The sequence below is a fragment of the Ferdinandcohnia sp. Marseille-Q9671 genome (assembly GCF_976954385.1).
Map to the genome: position 1 here is coordinate 2,102,738 of NZ_CDRJTA010000001.1, position 23,804 is coordinate 2,126,541.

At 38.6% G+C, this 23,804-nt stretch carries 19 protein-coding genes; 4 read left to right on the plus strand and 15 right to left on the minus strand.

What is annotated here, in order from left to right:
* Positions 1-30: 30 nt before the first annotated feature.
* From ACWNMY_RS10450 to ACWNMY_RS10475, 6 genes are all read right to left on the minus strand, one after another.
* Entirely contained in the window at positions 31-651 is a 621-nt protein-coding gene (locus ACWNMY_RS10450; protein ID WP_449538164.1) for a YesL family protein, read from the minus strand.
* Between the two features lie 37 nt (positions 652-688).
* Entirely contained in the window at positions 689-1,585 is an 897-nt protein-coding gene (locus tag ACWNMY_RS10455) for a carbohydrate ABC transporter permease (protein WP_449538165.1), read from the minus strand.
* A gap of 12 nt (positions 1,586-1,597) precedes the next feature.
* Positions 1,598-2,557: an ABC transporter permease gene (locus tag ACWNMY_RS10460; RefSeq protein WP_449538166.1), complete on the minus strand. Its 960-nt coding sequence runs from the start codon at positions 2,555-2,557 to the stop codon at positions 1,598-1,600.
* A gap of 66 nt (positions 2,558-2,623) precedes the next feature.
* The gene (locus tag ACWNMY_RS10465; protein WP_449538167.1) at positions 2,624-4,237 is read right to left on the minus strand and encodes an extracellular solute-binding protein; all 1,614 of its coding nucleotides are present in this window, start codon (positions 4,235-4,237) and stop codon (positions 2,624-2,626) included.
* Positions 4,238-4,328: 91 nt separating this feature from the next.
* Entirely contained in the window at positions 4,329-5,939 is a 1,611-nt protein-coding gene (nagZ, locus tag ACWNMY_RS10470) for a beta-N-acetylhexosaminidase (protein WP_449538168.1), read from the minus strand.
* 26 nt (positions 5,940-5,965) lie between these two features.
* Positions 5,966-7,843 carry a family 20 glycosylhydrolase gene (locus ACWNMY_RS10475; RefSeq protein ID WP_449538169.1) on the minus strand — a complete coding sequence of 626 codons (1,878 nt, stop codon included), beginning with the start codon at positions 7,841-7,843 and terminating at the stop codon, positions 5,966-5,968.
* A 304-nt stretch (positions 7,844-8,147) separates the two neighbouring features.
* Here ACWNMY_RS10475 and ACWNMY_RS10480 point away from each other — a divergent pair, with 304 nt between their 5' ends.
* Complete coding sequence (locus ACWNMY_RS10480; protein ID WP_449538170.1) at positions 8,148-9,521, plus strand: dipeptidase; 1,374 nt, start codon at positions 8,148-8,150, stop codon at positions 9,519-9,521.
* A 160-nt stretch (positions 9,522-9,681) separates the two neighbouring features.
* Positions 9,682-10,389 carry a YwaF family protein gene (locus ACWNMY_RS10485; protein ID WP_449538171.1) on the plus strand — a complete coding sequence of 236 codons (708 nt, stop codon included), beginning with the start codon at positions 9,682-9,684 and terminating at the stop codon, positions 10,387-10,389.
* Between the two features lie 112 nt (positions 10,390-10,501).
* On the opposite strand, the gene ACWNMY_RS10490 is transcribed toward ACWNMY_RS10485, so the two are convergent.
* From ACWNMY_RS10490 to ACWNMY_RS10505, 4 genes are all read right to left on the minus strand, one after another.
* Complete coding sequence (locus ACWNMY_RS10490) at positions 10,502-11,446, minus strand: aminoimidazole riboside kinase (protein WP_449538172.1); 945 nt, start codon at positions 11,444-11,446, stop codon at positions 10,502-10,504.
* A 398-nt stretch (positions 11,447-11,844) separates the two neighbouring features.
* A complete protein-coding gene (locus ACWNMY_RS10495) occupies positions 11,845-13,290 on the minus strand; it encodes a glycoside hydrolase family 32 protein (RefSeq protein WP_449538173.1) in 1,446 nt (481 codons plus the stop codon).
* Between the two features lie 50 nt (positions 13,291-13,340).
* Positions 13,341-14,744 carry a sucrose-specific PTS transporter subunit IIBC gene (locus ACWNMY_RS10500; RefSeq protein ID WP_449538174.1) on the minus strand — a complete coding sequence of 468 codons (1,404 nt, stop codon included), beginning with the start codon at positions 14,742-14,744 and terminating at the stop codon, positions 13,341-13,343.
* Positions 14,745-14,881: 137 nt separating this feature from the next.
* The gene (locus ACWNMY_RS10505) at positions 14,882-15,868 is read right to left on the minus strand and encodes a LacI family DNA-binding transcriptional regulator (protein ID WP_449538175.1); all 987 of its coding nucleotides are present in this window, start codon (positions 15,866-15,868) and stop codon (positions 14,882-14,884) included.
* Between the two features lie 253 nt (positions 15,869-16,121).
* Here ACWNMY_RS10505 and ACWNMY_RS10510 point away from each other — a divergent pair, with 253 nt between their 5' ends.
* The gene (locus tag ACWNMY_RS10510) at positions 16,122-16,955 is read left to right on the plus strand and encodes a GNAT family N-acetyltransferase (protein WP_449538176.1); all 834 of its coding nucleotides are present in this window, start codon (positions 16,122-16,124) and stop codon (positions 16,953-16,955) included.
* A 40-nt stretch (positions 16,956-16,995) separates the two neighbouring features.
* On the opposite strand, the gene ACWNMY_RS10515 is transcribed toward ACWNMY_RS10510, so the two are convergent.
* The 4 genes from ACWNMY_RS10515 to ACWNMY_RS10530 form a co-directional block, all read right to left on the minus strand.
* Positions 16,996-17,469 (minus strand): GNAT family N-acetyltransferase, encoded by a 474-nt coding sequence (locus ACWNMY_RS10515; RefSeq protein ID WP_449538177.1) that lies wholly within the window; start codon positions 17,467-17,469, stop codon positions 16,996-16,998.
* 15 nt (positions 17,470-17,484) lie between these two features.
* On the minus strand, positions 17,485-18,312 hold the full coding sequence (kynA, locus tag ACWNMY_RS10520; protein ID WP_449538178.1) for a tryptophan 2,3-dioxygenase: 828 nt from the start codon (positions 18,310-18,312) through the stop codon (positions 17,485-17,487).
* Between the two features lie 282 nt (positions 18,313-18,594).
* Positions 18,595-19,044, minus strand: coding sequence for a threonine/serine exporter family protein (locus tag ACWNMY_RS10525; protein WP_449538179.1), 450 nt, complete (start codon positions 19,042-19,044; stop codon positions 18,595-18,597).
* Positions 19,045-19,130: 86 nt separating this feature from the next.
* A complete protein-coding gene (locus ACWNMY_RS10530; protein WP_449538180.1) occupies positions 19,131-19,874 on the minus strand; it encodes a threonine/serine exporter family protein in 744 nt (247 codons plus the stop codon).
* 282 nt (positions 19,875-20,156) lie between these two features.
* Between ACWNMY_RS10530 and ACWNMY_RS10535 the strand changes: the two genes are divergently transcribed.
* Positions 20,157-21,824, plus strand: a complete 1,668-nt coding sequence (locus ACWNMY_RS10535; protein WP_449538437.1) for a glutamine--tRNA ligase/YqeY domain fusion protein — start codon at positions 20,157-20,159, stop codon at positions 21,822-21,824.
* A gap of 46 nt (positions 21,825-21,870) precedes the next feature.
* Here ACWNMY_RS10535 and ACWNMY_RS10540 read toward each other — a convergent pair whose 3' ends face one another.
* On the minus strand, positions 21,871-23,589 hold the full coding sequence (locus ACWNMY_RS10540; protein WP_449538181.1) for an ABC transporter ATP-binding protein: 1,719 nt from the start codon (positions 23,587-23,589) through the stop codon (positions 21,871-21,873).
* Positions 23,590-23,804: the final 215 nt, after the last annotated feature.

The window sequence follows — 23,804 nt, forward strand, 5'->3', positions numbered from 1 at the left end:
TTTTACAACGTGAATAAACCACTATTACCCTTACAAGTCAGCTGCTTTTTCATACTTTGGAAAGGTTTTTACTGATCCCCACATAACGACGTAGGCGATAACACTTCCCCCAAAAAAGAAAAGCAAAACTGGGATAAATGTAAAGACTAAGTAAGTACTACTAATAATGACCGCAAGTAAAAATATCGTTAAGATTGGGTGAACTATCCCAATCACAAATGACCATTTAAAATACTGTTTTATCCTTAAATTAAAATGAACAAATAGAGGAAAAATATATAAAAGGATAATAAAATACATTAGAAAAAGCGCTATAACCCCATAACTAGCTATAAAATATGGCAGACTATCTTGACTCCTTAAAATTTGGAATTCTATCGTTAATAGATAACCAATTACAAATAAACAAAGTCCTATTATATTGGACTTAATAAAACCCTCTTTATATGCTTTACAGAATACCTTAGAGACTTCGACATCTTTCTCTCCTAATGTCCATTTCCGAACAACAGCAAATAAAGCTACAGTTGCTGGCATGAAGCCAAAAATGATGAATCCAAGTAGTGTAAATGTAACCCACAACAAGTTTAGGTAAGCAAATCTAGTTATCCATACACACAATCGATAATAGCCACTTACTAAGCTATTCATGCTCTTCCCCCCTAAACCTAGATCATATTGTGATGCTTTATTCTTTTACAGATCCAATTAGCACACCTTTCACAAAAAATCTTTGTAAAAATGGGTACACAATTAGCAATGGTAAAGCCGATACAATGATAACTGAATATTTTACTAGTGAAGCAGTTTTTACTTGCTCGACAAATGATTCAGCACTTCCACCGCCACCTGCAATACCTTCAGCACTTACCTCATTTAAAATCAAGATTTGTCGTAGAATTAACTGTAATGGATATAAATCTTCATCCGATAGGTAAATTAATGCATTAAAGTACTGGTTCCATAATCCCACAGCATGGAAAAGTGCCATTACGGCAATAATCGGTAACGACAGGGGTAATACCACCTTACGGAAGATAATAAAATCTGACGCGCCATCTATCTTAGAGGCTTCAACAAGTTGATCTGGTATCGTTTGTTCAAAAAAGGTCTTGGCTACTAGTATCGACCACGCTCCAACTACACCTGGAATGACAATTGCCCATAATGTGTTCAACATTCCAAGAGATTGAACAACTAGGTACGTTGGTATCAATCCACCGTTAAATAACATAGTAATTAGTACGAGCCATAACAGTACTTTCTTTCCTTTAAGTTCTTTCCTAGATAATGCATATGCACATGGAAGAAGAACAACTAGGTGAAATAAGGTACCAACAAGGGTATATATGATTGTGTTTTTATAACCAACCCAAATTGCATCATTTTGAAAAACTCGCTGAAAGCCAGCAAATGAAATATCTACAGGCCATAACCACATACGACCAGAATTTACAGCATCCGGATCGCTTATGGATGCACTTATTACAAAAATTAATGGATACACAATCATTAACGTAATAATCGCAACAAAAATTGTATTTATTACATCAAATGCTTTATCTGATAAACTAAATGTTTTCATTGGCTCCACCTCTTACCACAAGCTATTGTTACTAACTCGTCTTGCTAAATAATTGACGAGAACTAGTAAAATAATATTAATAACAGAATCAAACAATCCAATAGCGGCTGCAAAGCTATATTGTCCTTCTATTAACCCTGTTTGATAAACAAAAGTTTGAATGATATCAGATGTCTCGGCATTTAATGAATTTTGCATGAGGAGAACCTTTTCAAAACCAATAGACATGAAGCTTCCGATATTTAATATAAATAACACCACAATTGTAGGGAAAATCGATGGAACGTTAATATGAATGATTCTCTGGAATCTAGTAGCACCATCTACCTTTGCTGCCTCATGCAATTCTGGATTCACTCCTGCTAATGCGGCTAAGTAGATGATTGTCCCCCAACCAAGTGATTGCCACTGTCCAGACCAGACATATATATGACGAAACCAATCTGGGCTGGTTAAAAACTGAATCGGCTCACCACCGAGAAAACTAACAATATGATTGACAAGACCAGTTATCGGATCTAAAAATGCAACTAACATCCCAACAACAACAACTACTGAAATAAAGTGTGGGGCATATGTAAGCGTTTGGGCCCATCTTTTAAATGGTCCATTTTTTAGCTCATTTAAAGCGAGGGCAAAGATGATTGGTAATGGAAAAAGTAGTAATCCATAGGTACTTAAGATGATGGTATTTTTTAATAGCCTCCAAAAATAATAAGAGTTAAAGAAACGCTCAAAGTGCTCAAAGCCAATCCACGGGCTCCCCATTATACCAAGATTTGCGTAGAAGTCTTTAAATGCAATTTGAACGCCGTACATAGGTATGTAGTGAAATATTACAAAATAAGTAAGTGCTGGAAGTAAGAAAACATATAATTGCCAATTTAATAGAAAGTTCTTTTTGGCACGTTTTATCCTGCTACCGGCATACACCGGTGTTTGCGCTTTTATTGTTTCTGGTTTAGCCTCCATCGTGAAACCTCCTTACCAAATAAATTAAGGGGAAGAGGCTTCTCCCCCCCAATTTATAATTAGTTATTACTCCGCTTTATAACGGTCATATGCTGCTTGGTGAATTTCCATATATTCATCAAGTCCCATATTCCCAATCGTCTCAACATAGGTATCCCATTCTGAAAATGAAAGGTCTCCAGAAATAAATTTATCCCTTTGCTCAGCTACGTATTTATTAATATCCGCCCCCGTAGAGGATAGGAATCTGCTCTCATCTTCTGTATATAAGAAAGCTGGCCAAATTTCTTCAGGAACATATGGTGTAATTTTTTCAGCCGCCTCTAAAGATGTCGGGGCATTCTCAGAGCCTTGGAAATATTCTTGCTTGATAATACCTTGTACACCACCTAGCCAAGTTAAGTATTTCGCAATTTCCTGTTCCATCGTTAATCCTTCTGAACTATTTAAAATCTTATCGGAATAAACATAACTTCCGTCAGCCGTTTTCTCATATGTTTCTCCCTCTACTCCCATGTAGTAGAGTCTTGCACCTTCATCACTATAGAAGTAATCCATCCATCTAACTGTCGCTGCTGGATTTGGATTTTCACTTGTAATGACAAAGTTACCAATAGATGAAACAGCAGGCGCAACCTTTGAAAACTCTTGATGCCCATTAGGGCCCTTTAATGCTGCAGCACTTACATAGTCACCACCAATTTCATCTCCAAATAGCTCAATTGGATCATAAAATACTGTACTTGCATAATTTCCTTCTGAAGCATTTGCTAAATATTGGCCCCAGTCAATTGAGAAAATATTTTGTTCAACCAAACCTTCTGAATATAGTTTATGAACATATTCTAGCAATGCTTTATAATCATCTGATGTTGCATAAAACCTAACTTCATCCTCATCTTGAGGGTTTACATCTATATTTGCATTTCTTACTCCTTTGTTACTAACTCCGAAAGAACCTTGCAACCAGGACACAAATTCTGCCATGCTCGTTCCACCATATGGGATTTTACCTGTCTTCTCCTTAGTAGCCTTTAGGAACTCATAGAATTCATCCGTTGTTTCTGGTACATCCATGCCTACTGTATCTAGTGCTTCTTGGCTAAACCAAGGTCTACTAGCAATACGAACTGACATAAAATCAGGTGAAACAATTGACGGTAGGGAGTAAATATTTCCATCCGGGAACGTAATTGCTTTACGTATCTCCGGATTCTCATCCATTAACTTTTTTAAATTGGGAGCATACTGATCAATTAAGTCATTTAATTTAACAAATGTCCCCTGTTTACCATATTTAAAAATATCCAGAGTGGGCATTGACGATAAGAAAAAGACATCTGGAAGATTTCCACCCGCTAATGCAAGGTTTCTCTTTTCTTCCAAAGAGTCAGTTTGTATTTGTTCCCACTCAAGCTCAACATTCGTCATTTCTGCATAAGTGTTCCATATCAAAATATCATTCCAGTCGGAATTTACATTCTGTGCTGACTTACCTGTAAAGAATTTTAACTTTAAAGGGTCTTTAACAATTGGAAAACCAGTTTCATTTAAATTGGCTAATGCCTCTTTATCTACCTTTTGATTTTCTTCCTTATCTGTGGATGCATTATTGCTACATGCTGATAGAAGTATTACAAACACTGTAAGTACCAAAAATAATTGCTTTGTCAATTTCATACTATAAATCCCCCTTCAGTAATTGGTAGCTTTTTTGATTTCAAAAATTATGGGTACGTTTCTACAACTCCATTACAAAGTCTTACTATTTTTATCCTTCTTCTACTCTCTTTTTAATTGTTACTGGTAGCCTACCTCTCACTACTTCTTGACCGAAGATCGCACCTGCTGCAACCTTAAGAGCAGGATACGTAAATTCATACGTATTTAAATAGACAGGTACATCCGGTAAATATCCAAAATCATATGGGCTTCTCATAGCAATGACAATCACTGATTCATTCACTTCTATAAGTCTTTCAAGTAAGGTTATTTGTTTGCTACCTGGCGTAATAGTTAAGGTACCTACAACAACCGTGTCATAATGACGTACCTTTTCAACAATTGACTCTACCTCTTCTTCGTCTAATGAACTTGGGAATTGGTGAATATCTGCAGTTGGTTCAAATTCTTTAATTGCCTGCCCTAATGAAAGGTTTGCATATCGCTTATCCTCTACCTGCATGGTTGTTCCATTATCAGGATGCACTACTAGTATTCTTTTATTTTCATTGATTGGAAGTGGTAGAATGCCTTTATTTTTAACAATGGTTACACTGTCCTTGTAGGCATTATAAGCAACTTGTTCGTGTTGTTTACTACCCACAATCTCAGATACGACCGGTTCCCCTTCTAGGTAAATGTCATCCCAGCTTACATAACTTTCTTTTAGGACATTAATTCTATGAATTGCTTGATCAAGATCTTTCTCCAGAAGTTCTCCAGTCTCAATTGCATTCATAATCTCCTTAATTGCTCCTACTTGTCTGTCAAGCGTATGAGAGATCATTACATAATCTACACCAGCCCTTAATGCTGCGACCGCTCCCTTTTCAGTTCCAATTCCATGTAGGATTGCATTCATTTCCATGCAGTCTGTCGTTACTACACCTTGAAACCCTAGTTTTTCTCGTAATAATCCGGTTATTACCCTCCTAGAAATAGTGGCCGGTACGCCTGGTTCTGTTTCGATTGATGGAAAATACACATGAGCAGTCATGATTGTATCTGCTCCAACCTCAATACATTCTCTAAATGGCTTTAATTCAATTTCCTCTAGGCGCTCTAACCCATGTGGGATTATGGGCAAATCTAAGTGAGAATCCACATTTGTATCTCCGTGGCCTGGGAAATGCTTTAATGTAGTTGCTACCCCCGCCTCTTGCATTCCTTGCATGGTCGATTTTCCAAGTCTTGAAACAAGATCTACAGACTCTCCAAATGAGCGTACTCCAATGACAGGATTATCAGGGTTATTGTTTACATCTAGTACCGGCGCTAGGTTCCAGTTAATTCCCAGGGCCTTTAATTCTTTACCCGTAGCAACCCCCACATGGTAGGCATGACTTGAACTATCCGTTGCACCTAACGTCATTGCACCTGGAAGAATTGTAGTTCCTTCTCCTAAACGACGAACTACTCCATTCTCTTGGTCTACACATATTAACAACGGATGTGTATAGCCAGCCTTTTTCGCTTCACGCTGTAGTTCCGTAGTAAGTGTCAGCACTTCTTTTGGTGTTCCAATATTTCTTCCAAATAAAATAATGGCTCCAATATGATAGGTATGTATTAACTCTCTTATTTCTTGTGGAACCGTAATTCCATTAAATCCAACAACGAGTAACTGTCCTACTTTTTTTGCTAATTTTGTTCGATCCAAATTGGCACCTTCTTTCTTAAAATTCCTCAGGTTAAGTTTCCTGCTGTGACAATTCTTCGGTAGATATTCCGACCGATAGAGCCTTCAGGCATCTTATATGGCCCTTCAAAATAAAGACGTTCTTCTTCAAGCTCCTCAATTTTACTTATTTGGCCAGTCAGCCATTCTTGAATTCTGTGCTGCGCAGTCTCCAGTCGTGCTAGTAATCCTCCATAACGAAGATCGATAACTTCCCAACCGAAAGACTTATTTACTGAAAGCCACAATTTCCTATGTTTTACTCGGAGTTTTTTTGTTTTTTCTATTAAATTAGCTATCTCTTCTTGTAGGGATTCCATCTTCTTTTTATCCAAAGCATCATATGCTTCTTTTAAATGAATTCCTAATTCTGACTTACTACTAAGTACGCTTGCAAGGTGCTCGTAAAACTCAAACATCTCTTGCCATTCCCTATTTTCTTGAGCAGCCTTCTGCAATCTGGGAACTAGCTCTCCATAATGCTGGTTCATTGGTAATCCGCGTATATTCTCGTCATATAAGCCAATCAAGACATCCTGCCAAAGCAAAAACTTTGATGGATTTGATTCATGTAAATTTTTTTTTGAAACTCCCGGTGTTTCGTCAAAATGGTTTAGCAGCATAAAATCACTGTATCTTCCACCTGTACAAAACCTAAATCTTTCTTCTAACACTTGTTGGTTTACTGTTTTTTGGTAAGAATGCTCCGCAAACAGTTGTAGGATAGGCAATGATGTTGCGAGTGGGGTCTCAGCACCATTATCTCCCCACATTGTTGCAAAAACCTCATTAATCCCTTCTTTCTTACAAGCTGTTAAAGCAGCCTCTGTCGTCGCAATTGCCTTACCGTAATTTGGTGCTATTCCGTTCCAGGTCCAAACCCCTCCTGCAAAAATAGGATTGGAACCTAGATCCTTATGTTTTTGAATAAATGTTCTATAAAATTCTTCATCTGAATGATAATAATCCCAATATACCAGCTGGGAGTTTGGGATTGATTTTATGACATCCTGAGGAATTTTAGCGTCTAAATCATAATAACCACCAAACTTTGACCCTAAGCGAAAGTACATGTCACTCCATATCATTGACTGTAGACCAAGCTCTTCCGTAATAGTGACGACCCTTTCCAGATGCGTATTCATGATGGCAAATCGTTCTTCGTAACCGTTTTTATCTAAATATCTTCCCAAACCTAATTGGTGTGCTTCGTCCATTCCAATATGGATTCTTTTTGACCGGAAAGGTCTCGAAGCAGCTTTAATAATTTTTTCTAAAAACTGATATGTTTCAGGCTCACCTACAAGTAGAATATCTGCTGTATCTCGTATATTCGAAGCGTAATTCCATTTCAAGGCTTCGGTTAAGTGAGCGAGTGTTTGAATACATGGAATCATTTCAACCCCTAACGCAGAAGCATATTCATCACACTCTTTGAGTTCTTCCTCGGTGTACCTTCCTCTCATGTAACCGAAGTAGGGTAACTCCTTCACCTCGTATGTATCCTCTGTATAGACCATTAGTACGTTCAAACCCATTACGGCCATTTTTCGCAATAGGTTCTTTATCTCGTTTACAGTTAATACACCATTTCTGGAGGCATCTAACATAGCACCTGTCATCGTGAATTGAGGCTCTTCGGTTATTTCAAAGGTTTTACTTTTTTCAATGCTTTCAAGCCACAAACCAAGACCCCGAAAAAAGTGTATGTCCTTCTCAAAATAAATTTCACCTCGATTAGATTCATTTTTGACCAATATTGGACCTTTTCTTTGAATGATGTTAACATCATGGCCATCCTTTGCCTCATGAAATGATAATTCTCGTGAAAGAATATGTATGCCCTCTTTGATAGTCTCTGTATCACCAGTAAATCTAATTTTCATATAAAGTCCCCCCTTGTACCATTGAAAATAATGTGAATGACCTAAAGGTAATAACTTATTGGTAGCGTTTACATGTTGTTTAGCATTTTTCTGAATAATGTGTATTATTTCCATTTATACGATAACACATAAAACAAGAAATTGAAATATTATTTTAAATAAATGTAATTTAATTTGTTTGTTTGTTTCAAATATTGGTTATTTATAGTAAATATTTGACCCATTTTACCATCTGTTTGTATACGAATTACAAAATTTTCGGTATTCTAAAAGAAGTAAAACCAATTTATAGGAGGTTTCAAAATTGAATTCGAACATCCAATCCTACCTAAAAGAAAACCGAGATTCACAGCTTAAAGAGCTTTTTGATTTCCTATCAATTCCAAGCATCAGTGCTCTACCTGATCACAAAGAAGATGTAAACCGCACTGCGAATTGGGTAGCTGAAGCACTCACGAAAATTGGAATGGAAAACGTAGAAATACATCCGACAAAGGGCCACCCAGTTGTATATGGGGAATGGCTTCATGCTGAAGGAAAGCCAACTGTATTGATTTATGGACATTATGATGTTCAACCAGTTGATCCCCTTCATTTATGGGACAGCCCTCCGTTTGATCCAGAGATTCGCGATGAAAAAATCTTCGCACGTGGAGCTAGTGATGACAAAGGACAAACGTTCATGCACCTTAAAGCATTGGAAGCTATTTTAAAAACCGAAGGAACTTTGCCTCTAAATTTCAAATTCTGTATTGAAGGAGAAGAAGAGGTCGGAAGTCCAAATCTTCCTGATTTTGTTGAGGAGCATAAAGAACTACTAGCTGCTGATGTGATTGTTATTTCTGACACCAGCATGAATGAACGAGGAAAGCCGACGATTTGTTATGGTGTTAGAGGTTTAGCAGGTGTACAAATTGATGTGAAGGGTTCATCCAGTGACCTCCATTCAGGTCTGTATGGTGGCGGTGTACATAATCCAATTAATGCGCTTGTTCAGTTATTAGACTCGTTCCATAGTGAAGACGGAAAGATAACGGTTGAAGGATTCTATGATCAAGTACTTCCATTAACAGATGAGGAAAAGAAAGCATATGAGGAATTAAACTTCGACGAGGAAAAACAACGTCAAGAACTAGGGGTTCCCGCTCTATTTGGAGAAGCAGGCTATAGCTATCTGGAAAGAACATGGGTCCGTCCAACACTTGACATTAATGGAATTTACGGTGGGTTCCAGGGTGACGGAATCAAAACGGTTATTCCATCAGAAGCACACGCAAAAATCACGTGTCGACTTGTACCAAATCAAGACCCTGATGTAATCATCGATCAACTAAAACAACATATTGAAAAAAATAAACCAGTTGGCGTGGAAGTAAGTGTGACACCTTTTGATAAAGGAGCACCTTATGTGACTCCATTTGATCATCCCGCTATACAAGCAGCAAGTCGCGCATATGAAGAAGTATATAAAGTGCCAACTTCGTTTACACGTGGGGGCGGTTCATTGCCAATTATCGCCACACTGGATCAAGTTCTCCATGCTCCAATCGTACTTATGGGCTTTGGACTACCAACTGAAAACTTCCATGCACCAAATGAGCATTTCCATCTTGAGAATTTTGACAAAGGGATGGAAACATTGTGTACGTACTGGTTTGAACTAGAGAAATCATTATAAAAAACAAGGTGGATCCCCGGATCCACCTTTTCTTATTGTGGCAGGAGAAAATCTGGCTTGTAAAATGGGCATTGACTGCAAGTCCCCACGGTCTACACCTCTACCTGTGTGGAATAGAATAGTAAAACACCATATTTTTATAAAAGAATGGGGTGATAGTATGTTTTCAGTTTCAGAAATGCAGACATTTGGGTTGTTCTCTGTACCACATCTCACTGTACTTTTGCTCTTTTTGGGGATTTCCTTTTTTCTTATTTCCTTACGAGATTACCTAACTCCTTATCAATCAGTCATCAAGTGGACATTCGTTAGCATCTTAGTGTTGAGTGAGGTTTCCCACCAAATATGGGTAGTGGCGACAGACCAGTGGGAAATTGGCGACCTTCCTTTGCACCTCTGTTCAATCAGCACCTTTATCTGTCTCTATTTATTCCTGAAGCCAAGCAAAAAAGCATTTTATTTGGTGTTCTTTACTGGGTTACTTCCTCCTATTCTCAGCATGGTTACTCCTGAACTGGTTTATCAATTCCCTCATTATCGATTTCTAAAATACTTCCTTCATCACGCAACAATTTCTTGGTCTGTCATTTACTTTGTTTTTTACGTGGGCTATCGAGTCCCTAAAAAAGCCGTATGGACTGCCTTTCTACTTCTCAATCTCATTGCCGTCCCTATTTTTATTGTCAATCTCCTTCTTGATACAAACTTCTTTTATTTAGCAAATCCAACTGAATCCAAAACGATTTTGTCCTTCTTCGGTTCAGGTATCATGTATTATATTACGCTTGAAATCGCCGCACTTGTCGTATTCTTTATTACGTATATCCCAATGTGGATTCTAGTGAAAAAAGAAGAAAAAGGGTCTTAGCATTGAAAAAAGCCATTAAGCATGATGACTTAATGGCTTGGATATTTTCTATTTATTTACTTTTGGGTAAAATTGGGTGGGACAGGGTTCCTGTCCCCCTGACCCACTGCCCTTATGATAAAAATTCTTTTACCTGCTCTAATGTAGGTAGTGCGGTCATAGCGCCTTTTTGTGAGACGGCAAGCGCGCCAGACACACTTGCAAAGGAAGCAATTTCCTTGATGTCTTCCACTGTGTAGTCCGTTATTTTTTTATCTCTTTCACTAAATTGATAAAGCAAGCCAGATACAAATGCGTCACCGGCACCTGTCGTATCAACACTTTCTACCTTTCTCGCCGCTACAAAGATTGATTCACCTTGGAAAAATGCATGTACTCCTTCTTTTCCCAATGTAATGAAAAGAAGTGGGATATTATAGTGAGCTAATTTTTCAACCCCCTGCTGAATATCCGTTTCACCTGTGATGAATTCCAATTCCACCTCTGATAGTTTTACAACATCTGCCTCGCTAAGCATGGAGGTAATTTTTTGCTTCGCTACCTCTAGATCCTTCCAAAGCATTGGTCGTAAATTCGGATCATAGGAAACAACGAGCTCTTTTTCCTTTGCTAATTGTAGTGCCTTTTTCGTTGCAGATTCCGCTGGGTCATCAATTAATGAAATAGACCCAAAGTGAAATACATTATGTTCATCAAAAAGGGATGTTGGAATCTCCTCAGACGTCAAAAAGCGGTCTGCGCTTTTTTCAATATAAAAGGAAAACTCCCGCTCCCCATCTTCTCCTAACGTAACAAACACAAGCCCTGTCCGAACTTCCTTCGATAGAAACATGGCATTCGTTTGTACATTGTAGTCTTCTAACGTTTGTTTTAAAAAGTTTCCAAGGACATCGTCCCCAACCTTCCCAATGAAGGAAGACTTCGCACCAAGCCGTGCTGCACCTACAGCAACATTTGCAGGAGCACCGCCAGGACTTTTTAAAAACTGCATATTCTCTTGATCAAGTGGGATAAAATCAATTAACGCCTCACCTAAACATATAACTCCCTGTTTCATCGCTTCACTTTCTTTCGTTAGTAGTTGATTCTATTCTTATATTATAATCTTACGGATTCTTTCATCCTCGAAGACATGATTCAGGATTTGCATGGTAAGCCAGCTCCTAGATTCTCTCATGACGTACATGCTTCAGGCTTTTCACCTCTATCATTTACCGCTACACCTTTCTTAACGTACATGCTTCGCATTTTTCACCGTAAGCTTGTACCGCTACACCTTTCTTAACGTACACGCTTCGGGCTTTTCACCCCAAACATGTACCACTAGACTATTCTTAACGTACACGCTTTAGGCTTATCACCTCTATCAAGTACCGCTACACCTTTCTTAACGGACATGCTCTGAACATTTCCAAAGAATGTATCGCAACTTCACGAACTATTTAAAACCCAACCTCAAACCAAATCCCATTTCTTCAGATCAAACTGCAAATGTCCATCTGTTGAAAAGGTAATCGCCTTGTTGTTAATTTCCGGGAAATAACGAGCTGTAAATACCTCTTCCCCGTCATTGACAAAAATTTCAATTGAAGAGGTGTCTAAAAACACCTGTAGGTTTCGTAGTTCATCAATCTGGCAGGATCTCGTTTCAATGGTACCATCCTTAAAGTTTTTTCGTCGCAAATGCATCTTCTTATCTAATAGCGAGTATTTCAAGCTTGCATTCCCTCGGAAGTCGATTGTAAACGAGTCAAACTTCCCTAATATCTCCTGAATTAGCATTTCAACAGCTGAACCTTCAACCTTTTCCAATGTAACATTTGAAGAAGTAACTTCAACCTTGTCAGCAGCTACTTCATTTTTTCGTAACTGCTGTAGTTCTTCAACAGGCTGTTGGTACACCTTATCACCTTTTACTGTTAATACGCGTGGCAATGTCATGGCATGAATCCACCCGTTTTTTATTGTAGGCTGATCTTGCTCATTTTCATCTGTAATGCCCATCCATGCAAAAAGTAGCCTTCTGCCTTTTTCGTCAAGGGTAGTCTGTGGTGCATAAAAATCAAAACCTCGATCAAGTTCAGTAAACGTACCGTGGTTGTAGTGTTTTCTTTCATAGTCTAATTGACCGATAAAATACCCAGCTTGAAACAAGTTGTGATACAAATCTCCTTCTGGATCAAGTCCTTGAGGAGAAACGAGTAAAACATCCTTTCCATCTAACTCAAACAGGTCCGGACACTCCCACATATAGCCAAACAGCCCTAACTCATTCATGTTAGAGCCAGTAATAGCTCCGTGGAACTCCCAAGTTTTTAAATTGCTTGAAGAATACAGTACAACCTTTCCTTGTTCCGCCTCATCTTGCGCACCCAATACCATATACCATGTATTGCCGTGTTTCCAAACCTTTGGGTCACGGAAATGTGCGGTATAGCCCTCTGGAAGGTGAATCACAGGACCTTTTTTCTCAAATGTTATTCCATCTTCGGAGACAGCCATACATTGATATGTCTCACGTTCTCCCTCTTCATCCTTTACATTTCCTGTATAAAACAAAACCATGGTTCCTTCATGCTCAATCGCACTTCCAGAATAACAGCCATTTTTTTCGTACCACTCGCTTGGTGCAAGTGCAATTGGCTCATGCTTCCAGTTTACGAGGTCTTTTGATGTATAATGACCCCAGAATTTCGCTCCATGAGAGGTTTCAAACGGATTCCACTGATAGAATAAATGATATTTGTCTTTAAAGTGGATAAAACCATTTGGGTCATTCAACAGCCCTACTGGTGGCATGAGGTGAAAATGCAATCGATATGGGTCAGTTTCGACCATATCTTTATGTTGTTCCACTTCTAAATTTGCTTTTTCCACTAGGTTTCTTTCATGCTGATTCATGTTGAACTCCTTATAAAAGAAGGCAAGTAATGAATACTTGCCTCCCCTTTTTATTTTGAAACTTTATCTAGCATTTTATCTGAATAACCGAACATCCAAGTAAGAGCAAATGCTACTGCAACAGCTACTACGTTAACAAGGATATACAGTAAAATTTGTCCATTTAGGTATAGTAGTGTACCTGGGATAACCGTGATCGCCATACCGGTAGCCTTTAGTCCTAAAATTGAAGCAAGGAAACCACCTACTCCTCCTCCGATAAGTCCCATAATAAATGGTTTTACATAGCGAAGGTTAACCCCGAAAATAGCCGGTTCTGTAATCCCTAAAAACGCCGAGAATGTTGATGGTAATGCTAAAGCTTTTAATTTTGCCGATTTTGTTTTTAATCCTACTGCTAATGCGGCTCCACCTTGAGCGGCAGTTGCACAAGTAACAATTGCGTTGTATGGGTTAAAGCCAAATCTTTCAAGCAATTGAATTTCTAACAGGTTGAATATATGGTGAACTCCTGTTACCACGATTACTTGGTTTAAGAAACCGATAATGAGTCCTGCTAAGCCAAATGGCCATTCTAATACAGCAACCGTTATATCCAAAATTCCATTTTCAATTGTATGGAAGATCGGTCCGATTATGAAAAGTGCCAATGTAATCATGACTAGTAATGTTAAAAATGGAGTAACAATTAAATCCAATGCCTCAGGAACACGTTTTCTGATTTGTTTTTCAAGCTTTGCTCCTACAAACCCCGCAATAAAAGCAGGAATAACTGAACCTTGATACCCTACTACAGGAATAAATCCTAAGAACATGATTGGTTCGACATCTCCACCTGCAACTCCCCACGCATTTGGTAACGAAGGACTTACAAGCATCAATCCTAATACAAGACCAATGGTTGGATTACCACCAAATACACGGAATGTAGACCAGGCCACAAGTGCTGGTAAGAACACAAATGCTGTATCAGTTAGAATCTGCGTAAATAAAATAAAGTTTTCTGAGATATCCGCAGGTGTTAAGCCAAACAATGCTAGAATCTGTTCTTGCATGACTAAACCCCGTACCCCCATGAAGAGACCAGTAGCAACTAATGCTGGGATGATGGGTACAAATACATCACCAAATGCACGTATCGCACGTTGAAGGGCATTGCCACTTTTAGCTGCTTCCTTTGATTGATCTGCTTTCGTCGTGGTTTCAACTCCAAGCTTTTCAACTTCTTCATAGATGCGGTTTACCGTTCCAGTACCTAAGATTACTTGGAACTGACCCGAGTTAAAGAATGCACCTTTTACCTTATCGATATTCTCAACCTTTTCTTGGTTGATTTTTTCTTTATCTTGAACCATAATTCGTAATCTTGTTGCACAATGTGCTGCAGATTGAATATTTTCTTTACCACCAATTGCTTCAATAATTTCTTCAGCAATCCGACGATTTTCTGACATTCTATATCACCTCTAAAATATAGTGTTTGTATGGAATCGATTACACATGTATTAAAAAAATAGGTAATCGATTACATATTTCTATAAAAAATATATGCTGCAATGTGTAATCGATTACACATTGCTAACGAAACCGATTATATACTTTCTCTGATAATTAGTCTATAGTTAATTTGTTTTTTTTCTGAGGAAATCCCTTCCTGTATCATTTGCATTAAGGTCTTGGCGGCCTCTACTCCAGCATGTTCACTTAATAAATCAACTGTCGTGAGTTTTGGAACTACATACTTTGATAAATCTGATGCTCCCATACCTGTTAAAGCAACATCATCCGGAATTTTGTACCCTTGTTCCTTTAAATACTCCATCGCTCCAACCGCTATCCGGTCAGTTACGGCTACAATTGCTGTAGGCTTTTCTTCAGATGTCTCAAATAGCTCCCTAGCTAGCGCATAACCTGATTCAATCGTGAAGGTTCCTTTTTGGATCCACTCATCTTTACACGGTAACTTATTATGTTTTAGCGCATCCATATAGCCGGCTTTTCTTTTGTAACCCACTTCGTAATCTGATTCATCAACACCGATAAACGCAATTTTTTTGTGTCCCTTCTCAATTAAAAGGCTTGTGATATCCTTGGCTGCCTGGTAGTTATTATTAATAACAGATGGAACGCCATCCATTTCCTGACCTGTTGAGACAAATGGAATCTGCAGCTTCTTTATTTCGTTCAAAAGTTCTTTTTCTCTGTTCGTAGCAAGTAGAATGATTCCATCAACTTGCTTACTCTTTAAAAGCTTTACATACTCGATTTCCTTTTCAGGCTCTAGATTTGTATTAGCCAATAATATTTGATAGCCATGTCTGGCTAGTTCTTCACTTATTCCATTTACGATTCTACTCGCACTCTCTGTACTCAACTTCGGTAAAATAACCCCAATTACATTGGATTGTTTTGTTCGTAACGCTTTTGCGTGTTCGCTTGGTACATATCCTGTTTCTTCAATGATCTTCATGATTCGTTTCCGAACATCATCACTTACATATCCAGAATTATTAAGTACACGTGAAACAGTTGCACTAGACACATTTGCTAGCCTAGCTATTTCTTTCATTGTAATCATATCATTTCCTCCATTTTGCCCGTTACACACGTCTATATCTCCTCTTATTTTACACAAATCTAAGGAAGACAAAAGGCTTTTCTCCTTTTGTTTTATTTGGAAAAAATTTCTGTTTTTGTATTCGCATATCATTTATAATGATGTTGAAAAGATGAATGGGGGTGTTTTGTTACGAAGAGACGAGCTGCATTTCTGCTTTTGGATTGTTTTTTTACTTTAAAAACAAATCCAAGTAGATCGTGAGGAATATATGATGATTAATCAGCTTGAAGCAAGTGAGTATGGTATCGTAAAACCATTGCTCCCAGGTCTAGAGAACCATCCCGTCCTTAATGGCGTCATTGATGGTAATAACCCAGGTGAAATTTATGTAGATACTATGAATGATCCAAAAACGGCTTTTATTTGGGCAAAAAATGAAATGTTTTACCTATGCGGTAAGGTTGACAATCAAGAGTTTAATACAGAGCTTGAGGAATTTATTGCATCCACAATTCGTGTAGAGGCACTTCCCTTGGAGGATACCTTAAATCTTGAAATTTATCCAAATCATGAATGGAGTCCTTCTATTGAGAGGATTTTTAGGAGGGTCTCACTACTTCAAGGAGAACGCATTCCTTTTGTCTTTCATAAAGAATGGTACAACTCTAAAGATAACAAAGGAATACCAAACGGTTATGAGATAAGAATGATTGATGAAAGCCTTCTTCAACTAGATGAAGCGCATGTGATTAAAGATGAAATCATGAAATTTTGGGGACCCTCCCTCGATTCCTTTTTCAAAAAAGGATTTGGGTATGCGGTTGTACAAGATACAACCGTCATTGGAACATGCTTATCTGTTTTCGTTTCAAAAAACGAGTATGAAATCGGAATAAACACTTATGATTCTACTCATCGTGGGAAAGGTCTAGCTACAGCTATGGCGCGGGCATTTATTGAGGAATGCCTTAGACGTGGGATTACTCCACACTGGACAACGGAATCATTTCGAAAGGACTCCATTGTAATTGCCAAAAAGGTTGGATTTGAACAACTCGAAAGCTACCCTGTCTATTATTTGCCGTTTGAGAAATTTATTTTATAAAGAGATAAGGGAATCTGCCCTGTGGTAGATTCCCTTTTTTCTAGATAACAAACTCCTGAATGGACCAGTTTCTTTCGTTAAATCGTTCCTCATAGTCGCCATTCGTACATTTTGCTATTACGTACCTCCAAAAAGCACGAGCTCTCTCATTTTTCTCAGATTGCGTCACATGCCATCTTCCAGGAAACATCGAAAATATCTGTTCAGCTACAGCCGTTCCGATTCCCTTTCCTTCATAGCCCCTCATGACAAAAAATTCTTCGATACAATTAGGTTCATCTTCTGTCTGACTGTGAACTAATGCAAATCCTGCAAGCAGCCCATCCACCTTAATAAAAAAGGCATGATGATTTTCCTTTTCCCAATAATCATCCAAGGTGAAACGGTCAAACATCCCTAACTCATTAAACCGTATGTTACTCATATACTTCGTAAATTCATAAATATAAAATTGCATAAGATTATGCAAGACTTCCTCTTCCTCTTGTAAAACTGCTTTAAGTTCAATATCCATTTCCACTTAACGCTCCTATAGTTTTGTTCGAATACTCCAAAGCTCTGGGAAGAAGCGATGGTCGATGACCTGTTTTAAGTATTCAACCCCCGCCGATCCACCCGTTCCTCTTTTATATCCAATAATTCGTTCAACCGTTATCATATGGTTGTAGCGCCACTGCTGCTGACGAGATTCAATATCGACCAGTTTCTCTGCGAGTTCATACAAGTCCCAATATGTATCTACATGTTGATAGACTGCTAGCCACGCTTGTTCCACACTACTATTCGCTATATAATCCTTTGTCCAATCCCTTTCCAAGCATTCCTTCTCAATTGGCAAACCTCTTTTAGAGAGTGCTAGAATCGCAGCATCATAGATACTTCTTTCCTGAAGTGCTGTCTCTACCTTTTTGTAGATTTCCGGTTGATGCTTATAGACACCTAACACATTCGCTTTCTTATGTCCTAACGCAAACTCTATTAATCGATTTTGATAGGATTGAAAGCCCGAGGACTTTCCGAGCTTCCCTCTAAATTCCATGTACTCAGAAGGCGTCAACGTGGAGAGGACATCCCATGATTGTATTAACTGTTGTTGAATTCTCGAAACTCTCGAAAGCATCTTAAAAGCAGGTTCAAGCTCATTTTTTAAAATAGATTCCTTGGCTGCCTTCACCTCATGTAGGATCAGCTTCATCCATAACTCACTCGTTTGGTGGATGATGATGAAAAGCATCTCATCGTGATGGTCTGATAAGCGGTGTTGACTATCAAGCAAGGTATCCAACTGAAGGTAATCGCCATAGGTCATATCCTTTGATAAATCGTTATAAATGCCGTCATTCTGCTTTGGTTTCATACACTTCTCCTTTCATTTATGAAAGTTGTGCCCAATTCGAATATATGTGTTGACTCATTGAAAATATGTACCTACCTGGATAATAAATGCTACTTTCAAGAAGTCACAACTCTATTTTCTCTAAAAAAAGTAAAAAATCCTTTATTTGCGGTGAGTTTTTGAGTTCTATCGATTTTATTTCCTGTCTATTGACTTTAACCAATTCCCACTACTAAAAATGCCTCCTGGAATAAACTCCCGAAGGCATACTTCTATATCTATTTTGATGAGGTTTGCACTACTTTATTTTTCCTGAACGAGGGTAGCCTTCTTTTTTTTCCTACTAATTAACTGATTCAATACTTCTGATAACACGAGCCCGAATGCGATCGCGCCTGAAATCATGAATGCTCGCGCTGCAAGCGGCAAGGCGGTTGAATAGTCATTTTCAACAAATTTCCTCATTGCATCATATGAAATACCACCTGGCACTAACGGAATAATTCCGACGATACTGTATATAATCACTGGGTTTTTATACATTTTCGCAAAAATATGGCTGATGATTGCAACTAGGAACGAAGCAGCAAGTGTTGCATAAACCGCATCAACACCTTTAAAAAATAAAAAGATATATAACATCCAACCAATCATTCCGACTAGCCCACATTTTAAGAGTGATCTTAGCGGAACATTGAAGATGATACCAAATGTGCTTGAAGCAACTAAGCTTGTAATCAAATGGTCAAGCATTTTATACTCCTTTCAACATAGAAAAACATATGGTGCCTGAAGCTAGACTCCGAAAACTAATAAAGAATTTTATATTTCCTTGTTCTTTAGAAGATGGCTAGAACAACAGCAATCCCTGTACCGATTGCAAAGGCAGTTAGAAATGCCTCCGCTCCCTTTGAAATACCTGAAATAAGGTGGCCTGCAATTAAGTCCCGTACTGCATTTGTAATGAGCAAACCTGGAACAAGTGGCATGACCGAGCCAATGATAATTTTATCGAGCTCCGCACCTACCCCTGATATGATAAACAAATATGCAACTGTTCCGATTAAAAATGATGCCATAAACTCCGCAAAAAATTTGATTTTCACTAACCTGTGAAGGTAGATAAAAAAAGCAAACCCAACTCCACCAGCGACACAGGCTGGGATGAAATCCGTCCAGGTCCCAAGGAACATGATTGTAAAACAGCCACTCGCAAGGGCGGATGCCAAAATTTGAATCCAAACTGGATAGGAAAGATCCTTTTTTGAAAGTTCTTTTAGTTGTGTGTTCGCCTGTTCTATCGTCACCTCACCGCTAGTTATCTTACGTGAGATGCCATTAACGAGAACGACCTTCTCCAAATCTGTGGATCGATCATTAATCCGGATTAAATTCGTTGGTTCTGTATCGCCTGTCGAAAAAATAATCGCGGTTGGTGTTACATAACTATGAGACGTCAAAAGCCCGAAAGCTGCTGCCATTCGGTTCATCGTATCTTCGACTCGGTACGTCTCTGCCCCGCTTTCTAGCATTATTTTACCCGCTAACAGACAGATCTCCACAATTTCACTCTTTTTTTCCATAAACATCGCTCCGATAAAAATCTAATTCCTAGTCTTTAAACGTTTGTGCCAAAACTTCCTTTGAAACTAGGCATTCCCTTTATTCACTGAATAAGGTTAAAAAATGACATATTGTACAGCTTAAATGAAAGACATCCTCATAATCAACTCAAACTTTGGCAAACATGAGAATAATGGAAATAAATCTTGATTTATGATATATTCATCAATTATAGTACCGTTCAAAAAGAAGCGAAACAAGCGATACTTTTGAACGTCCAGTATAGGTTAACGAAAGAGGTTATGGCCGTGGAGAATAATAACGTTTCAAATTTTATTAGGAATATCATAATCGACGATCTAGAAACAGGAAAACGCGACAATGTCGTGACCCGATTTCCTCCAGAACCAAACGGGTATTTACATATCGGACATGCTAAATCAATCGTGCTGAATTTTGATTTAGCAGATGAATTCAAAGGGAAAACAAACCTTCGATTCGATGATACGAACCCTTTGAAAGAGGATATTGAGTTTGTTAACTCAATAAAAGAGGATGTAAAATGGCTTGGGTATGACTGGGATGGTTTATTTTTTGCTTCAGATTACTTTGAAGAAATGTACGATCGGGCTGTTTTATTAATTAAAAAGGGCCTTGCGTATGTCGACGATTTAAGTGCAGATGAAATCCGTGAGTACCGCGGAACATTAACAGAGCCTGGTAAAGAAAGTCCATACCGAGACCGTACGATTGAGGAAAACCTCGAGTTATTTGAAAATATGCGCGCTGGTAAGTACGGAAACGGCGAAAAAGTGTTACGCGCGAAAATTGATATGAAATCACCAAATATCAATCTACGTGACCCTGTTATTTATCGGATTTCCCATACGACTCATCATAATACAGGAGACAAATGGTGCATCTATCCATTGTACGCTTTTGCTCATCCGATTGAGGATGCAATTGAAGGTGTCACTCATTCAATTTGTACCATTGAATTTGAAGACCAACGCCCATTCTACAATTGGGTTGTGGAGCAATGTGCAATGGAAAGCAAACCACAACAAATTGAGTTCGGTCGCATCAATTTAACGAATACTGTGATGAGTAAACGTAAGTTGAAGCAACTTGTAGAGGAAGGCTATGTTGATGGGTGGGACGACCCGCGTATGCCAACAATATCTGGACTTAGAAGAAAAGGCTATACACCAGAAGCAATCCGTACATTCTGCCGTGAGCTGGGAGTAGCAAAAAACAATGGTACCGTTGATACACAAATGCTTGAGCATTTTGTGCGTGAGGATTTAAAACTAAAAGCACCTCGAACAATGGGTGTCATCAATCCGCTAAAGGTGGTCATCACAAACTATCCTGAAGGCGAAGTAGAAATGCTAGATGCGGAAATTAATCCTGAAAATCCTGAAATGGGTACAAGACAGATTCCATTTTCACGTGAGATATATATTGAGCAAGAAGATTTCATGGAGAATCCTCCTAAGAAATACTTCCGTCTGTTCCCTGGTAACGAGGTTCGTTTAAAGCATGCGTACTTTATTAAATGTGAAGAAGTCATTAAAGATGAAGAAGGAAATGTAATCGAGCTTCATTGTACGTATGACCCTGAAACGAAGAGTGGTACTGGCTTTACTGGTCGTAAAGTAAAAGGTACGATTCACTGGGTTGAGGCTACACAAGCTGTCCCTGCTGAATTCCGTCTCTATGAGCCACTTATTCTTGATGAGGAAGAAAATGCGGAAGAAGAGGAAGGCAAGACGTTCCTTGATCACGTAAATCCAAAATCACTTGAAATTGTGAATGGCTTTGTAGAACCTAACATGAAGGATGTAGAGCCACAGGATAAATTCCAATTCTTCAGACATGGTTACTTTAATGTTGATCCAAAACACACAACAAAAGACCATCTTGTCTTTAACCGAATTGTTTCATTAAAGAGTTCATTTAAGCTTTAAAAAAGAAGACTCGATCGTCAAAATATGACGATCGAGTCTTTTTCATTTAAGACTGATACTGTACCTGATGTAGATTTGCAAAAATGCCACCTTTTTCAAGTAACTCATCATGTCCTCCCTGTTCTGCGATTCCGTCCTCTGTTACAACAACAATTCGGTCCGCATTGCGAATTGTAGCAAGACGATGGGCAATTACAAGTGTTGTACGATTCTTCGAAAGCTCTGTAAGTGCCTTTTGAATGATTTGTTCTGTTTCTGTATCTAGAGCCGACGTCGCTTCATCAAGAATCAAAATCGGTGGATTCTTTAAAAACATACGAGCAATGGCAATCCGTTGCTTCTGGCCACCAGAGAGCTTTAGTCCTCTTTCTCCTACCTGTGTTTCATAGCCATCCGGTAATCCTGCGATAAAGTCCTCTAAATGGGCACGTTTTGCCGCTTCTTCAATTTGTTCATTCGTTGCATTAAGCATTCCATATGCAATATTCTCACGGAGTGTTCCGGTGAAAAGAAACACATCCTGCTGAACGATTCCAATTTGAGAACGCAATGATTTTTTCGTCATTTTTCGAATGTCGATTCCATCAATTGAGATTGAACCGCCATTTACATCATAAAAACGAGGGATTAACGAGCAAATTGTTGTTTTCCCCGCCCCCGATGGACCTACGAAGGCTACCGTTTCACCAGCATGTATCTGCAAATCTATATTTTTTAGAACTGGTCCCTGCTTGTCACCATAGCCAAACGTAACTTGGTCAAACGTAATATCACCACGAAGAGATGGAACAGTAATCGCATCTTTTACATCCTCTACTTCTGGTTCCATATCAAGTAATTCTGTAAAGCGCTTGAAACCAGCCATTCCCTTTGGATAAAGCTCCAATAATGCACTAATTTTATCAATTGGTTTAAATAGAACATTTACATATAACACAAATCCGACTAATTCACCGTAGGAAAGCTGATTGTTGTAGCTTAACCAAGCACCAACTACTAACACAATAAGCACGAACAAACGTGTCATGAGGTAAATACCTGCTGATGTATATCCCATTACTTTATAAGCTCCAAGCTTTGATTGACGAAACTTACGATTATCAACTTTAAAACGTGAAATCTCAAACTCTTCATTTGTGAAGGATTGCACTACACGTGCTCCCGCCACACTATCCTCCACCCGTGCATTCACATCCGCAATATTGCTATACATCGCTTTCCACGCACGATTCATACGTACATTTGAGAAAGCAATAAGCCAGACCAAAAATGGAACCACAATAATCGCAATCAAAGCTAGCTTCACATTAATCGTTAGCATAATCCAGAAGGCGCCCACAAATGTCATGATGGCAATAAACAAGTCCTCTGGTCCATGATGGGCAAGCTCACCAATATCAAATAAATCATTGGTGATTCGGCTCATAATATGACCTGTTTTGGTATTGTCAAAAAAACGAAACGATTGCTTTTGGACATGTTGAAACAGCTGCTGCCTCATGTCTGTCTCTATATTGATTCCAAGTTTGTGCCCCCAATAGTTAACGATAAATTGAAGACCCGTACTTACAAAATATAAAATTAGAAGTCCTATACTCACCCAAAGGATGACGGACCAATTGCCCTTGGGCAATAGTGAGTCGATAAAAAACTGAACCGCAAGTGGAAACGCTAGTTCTAAAATTGCCACAACAATCGCACAGCTAAAGTCAATTAGAAACAGTTTCCGATGTGGCTTGTAATATGTAAAAAAACGTTGTATCATCCTTCTCTCTCCTTATACCTTCCCAAAATCCTGTCTATACGAATTATAAGCTGTCACACCTGAATTTGCCAAACTATTTTGTTACTCGAAATTCTTTTTTATCTGCGATACATGCTTGTTTTACTTTCTCCTTCAGTATGTACCTCGAGGACCTTCTTGACCTACACACTTCTCTCCTTTTTCCTCTTGCTTGTACCTCGAGACCAATCTTAATC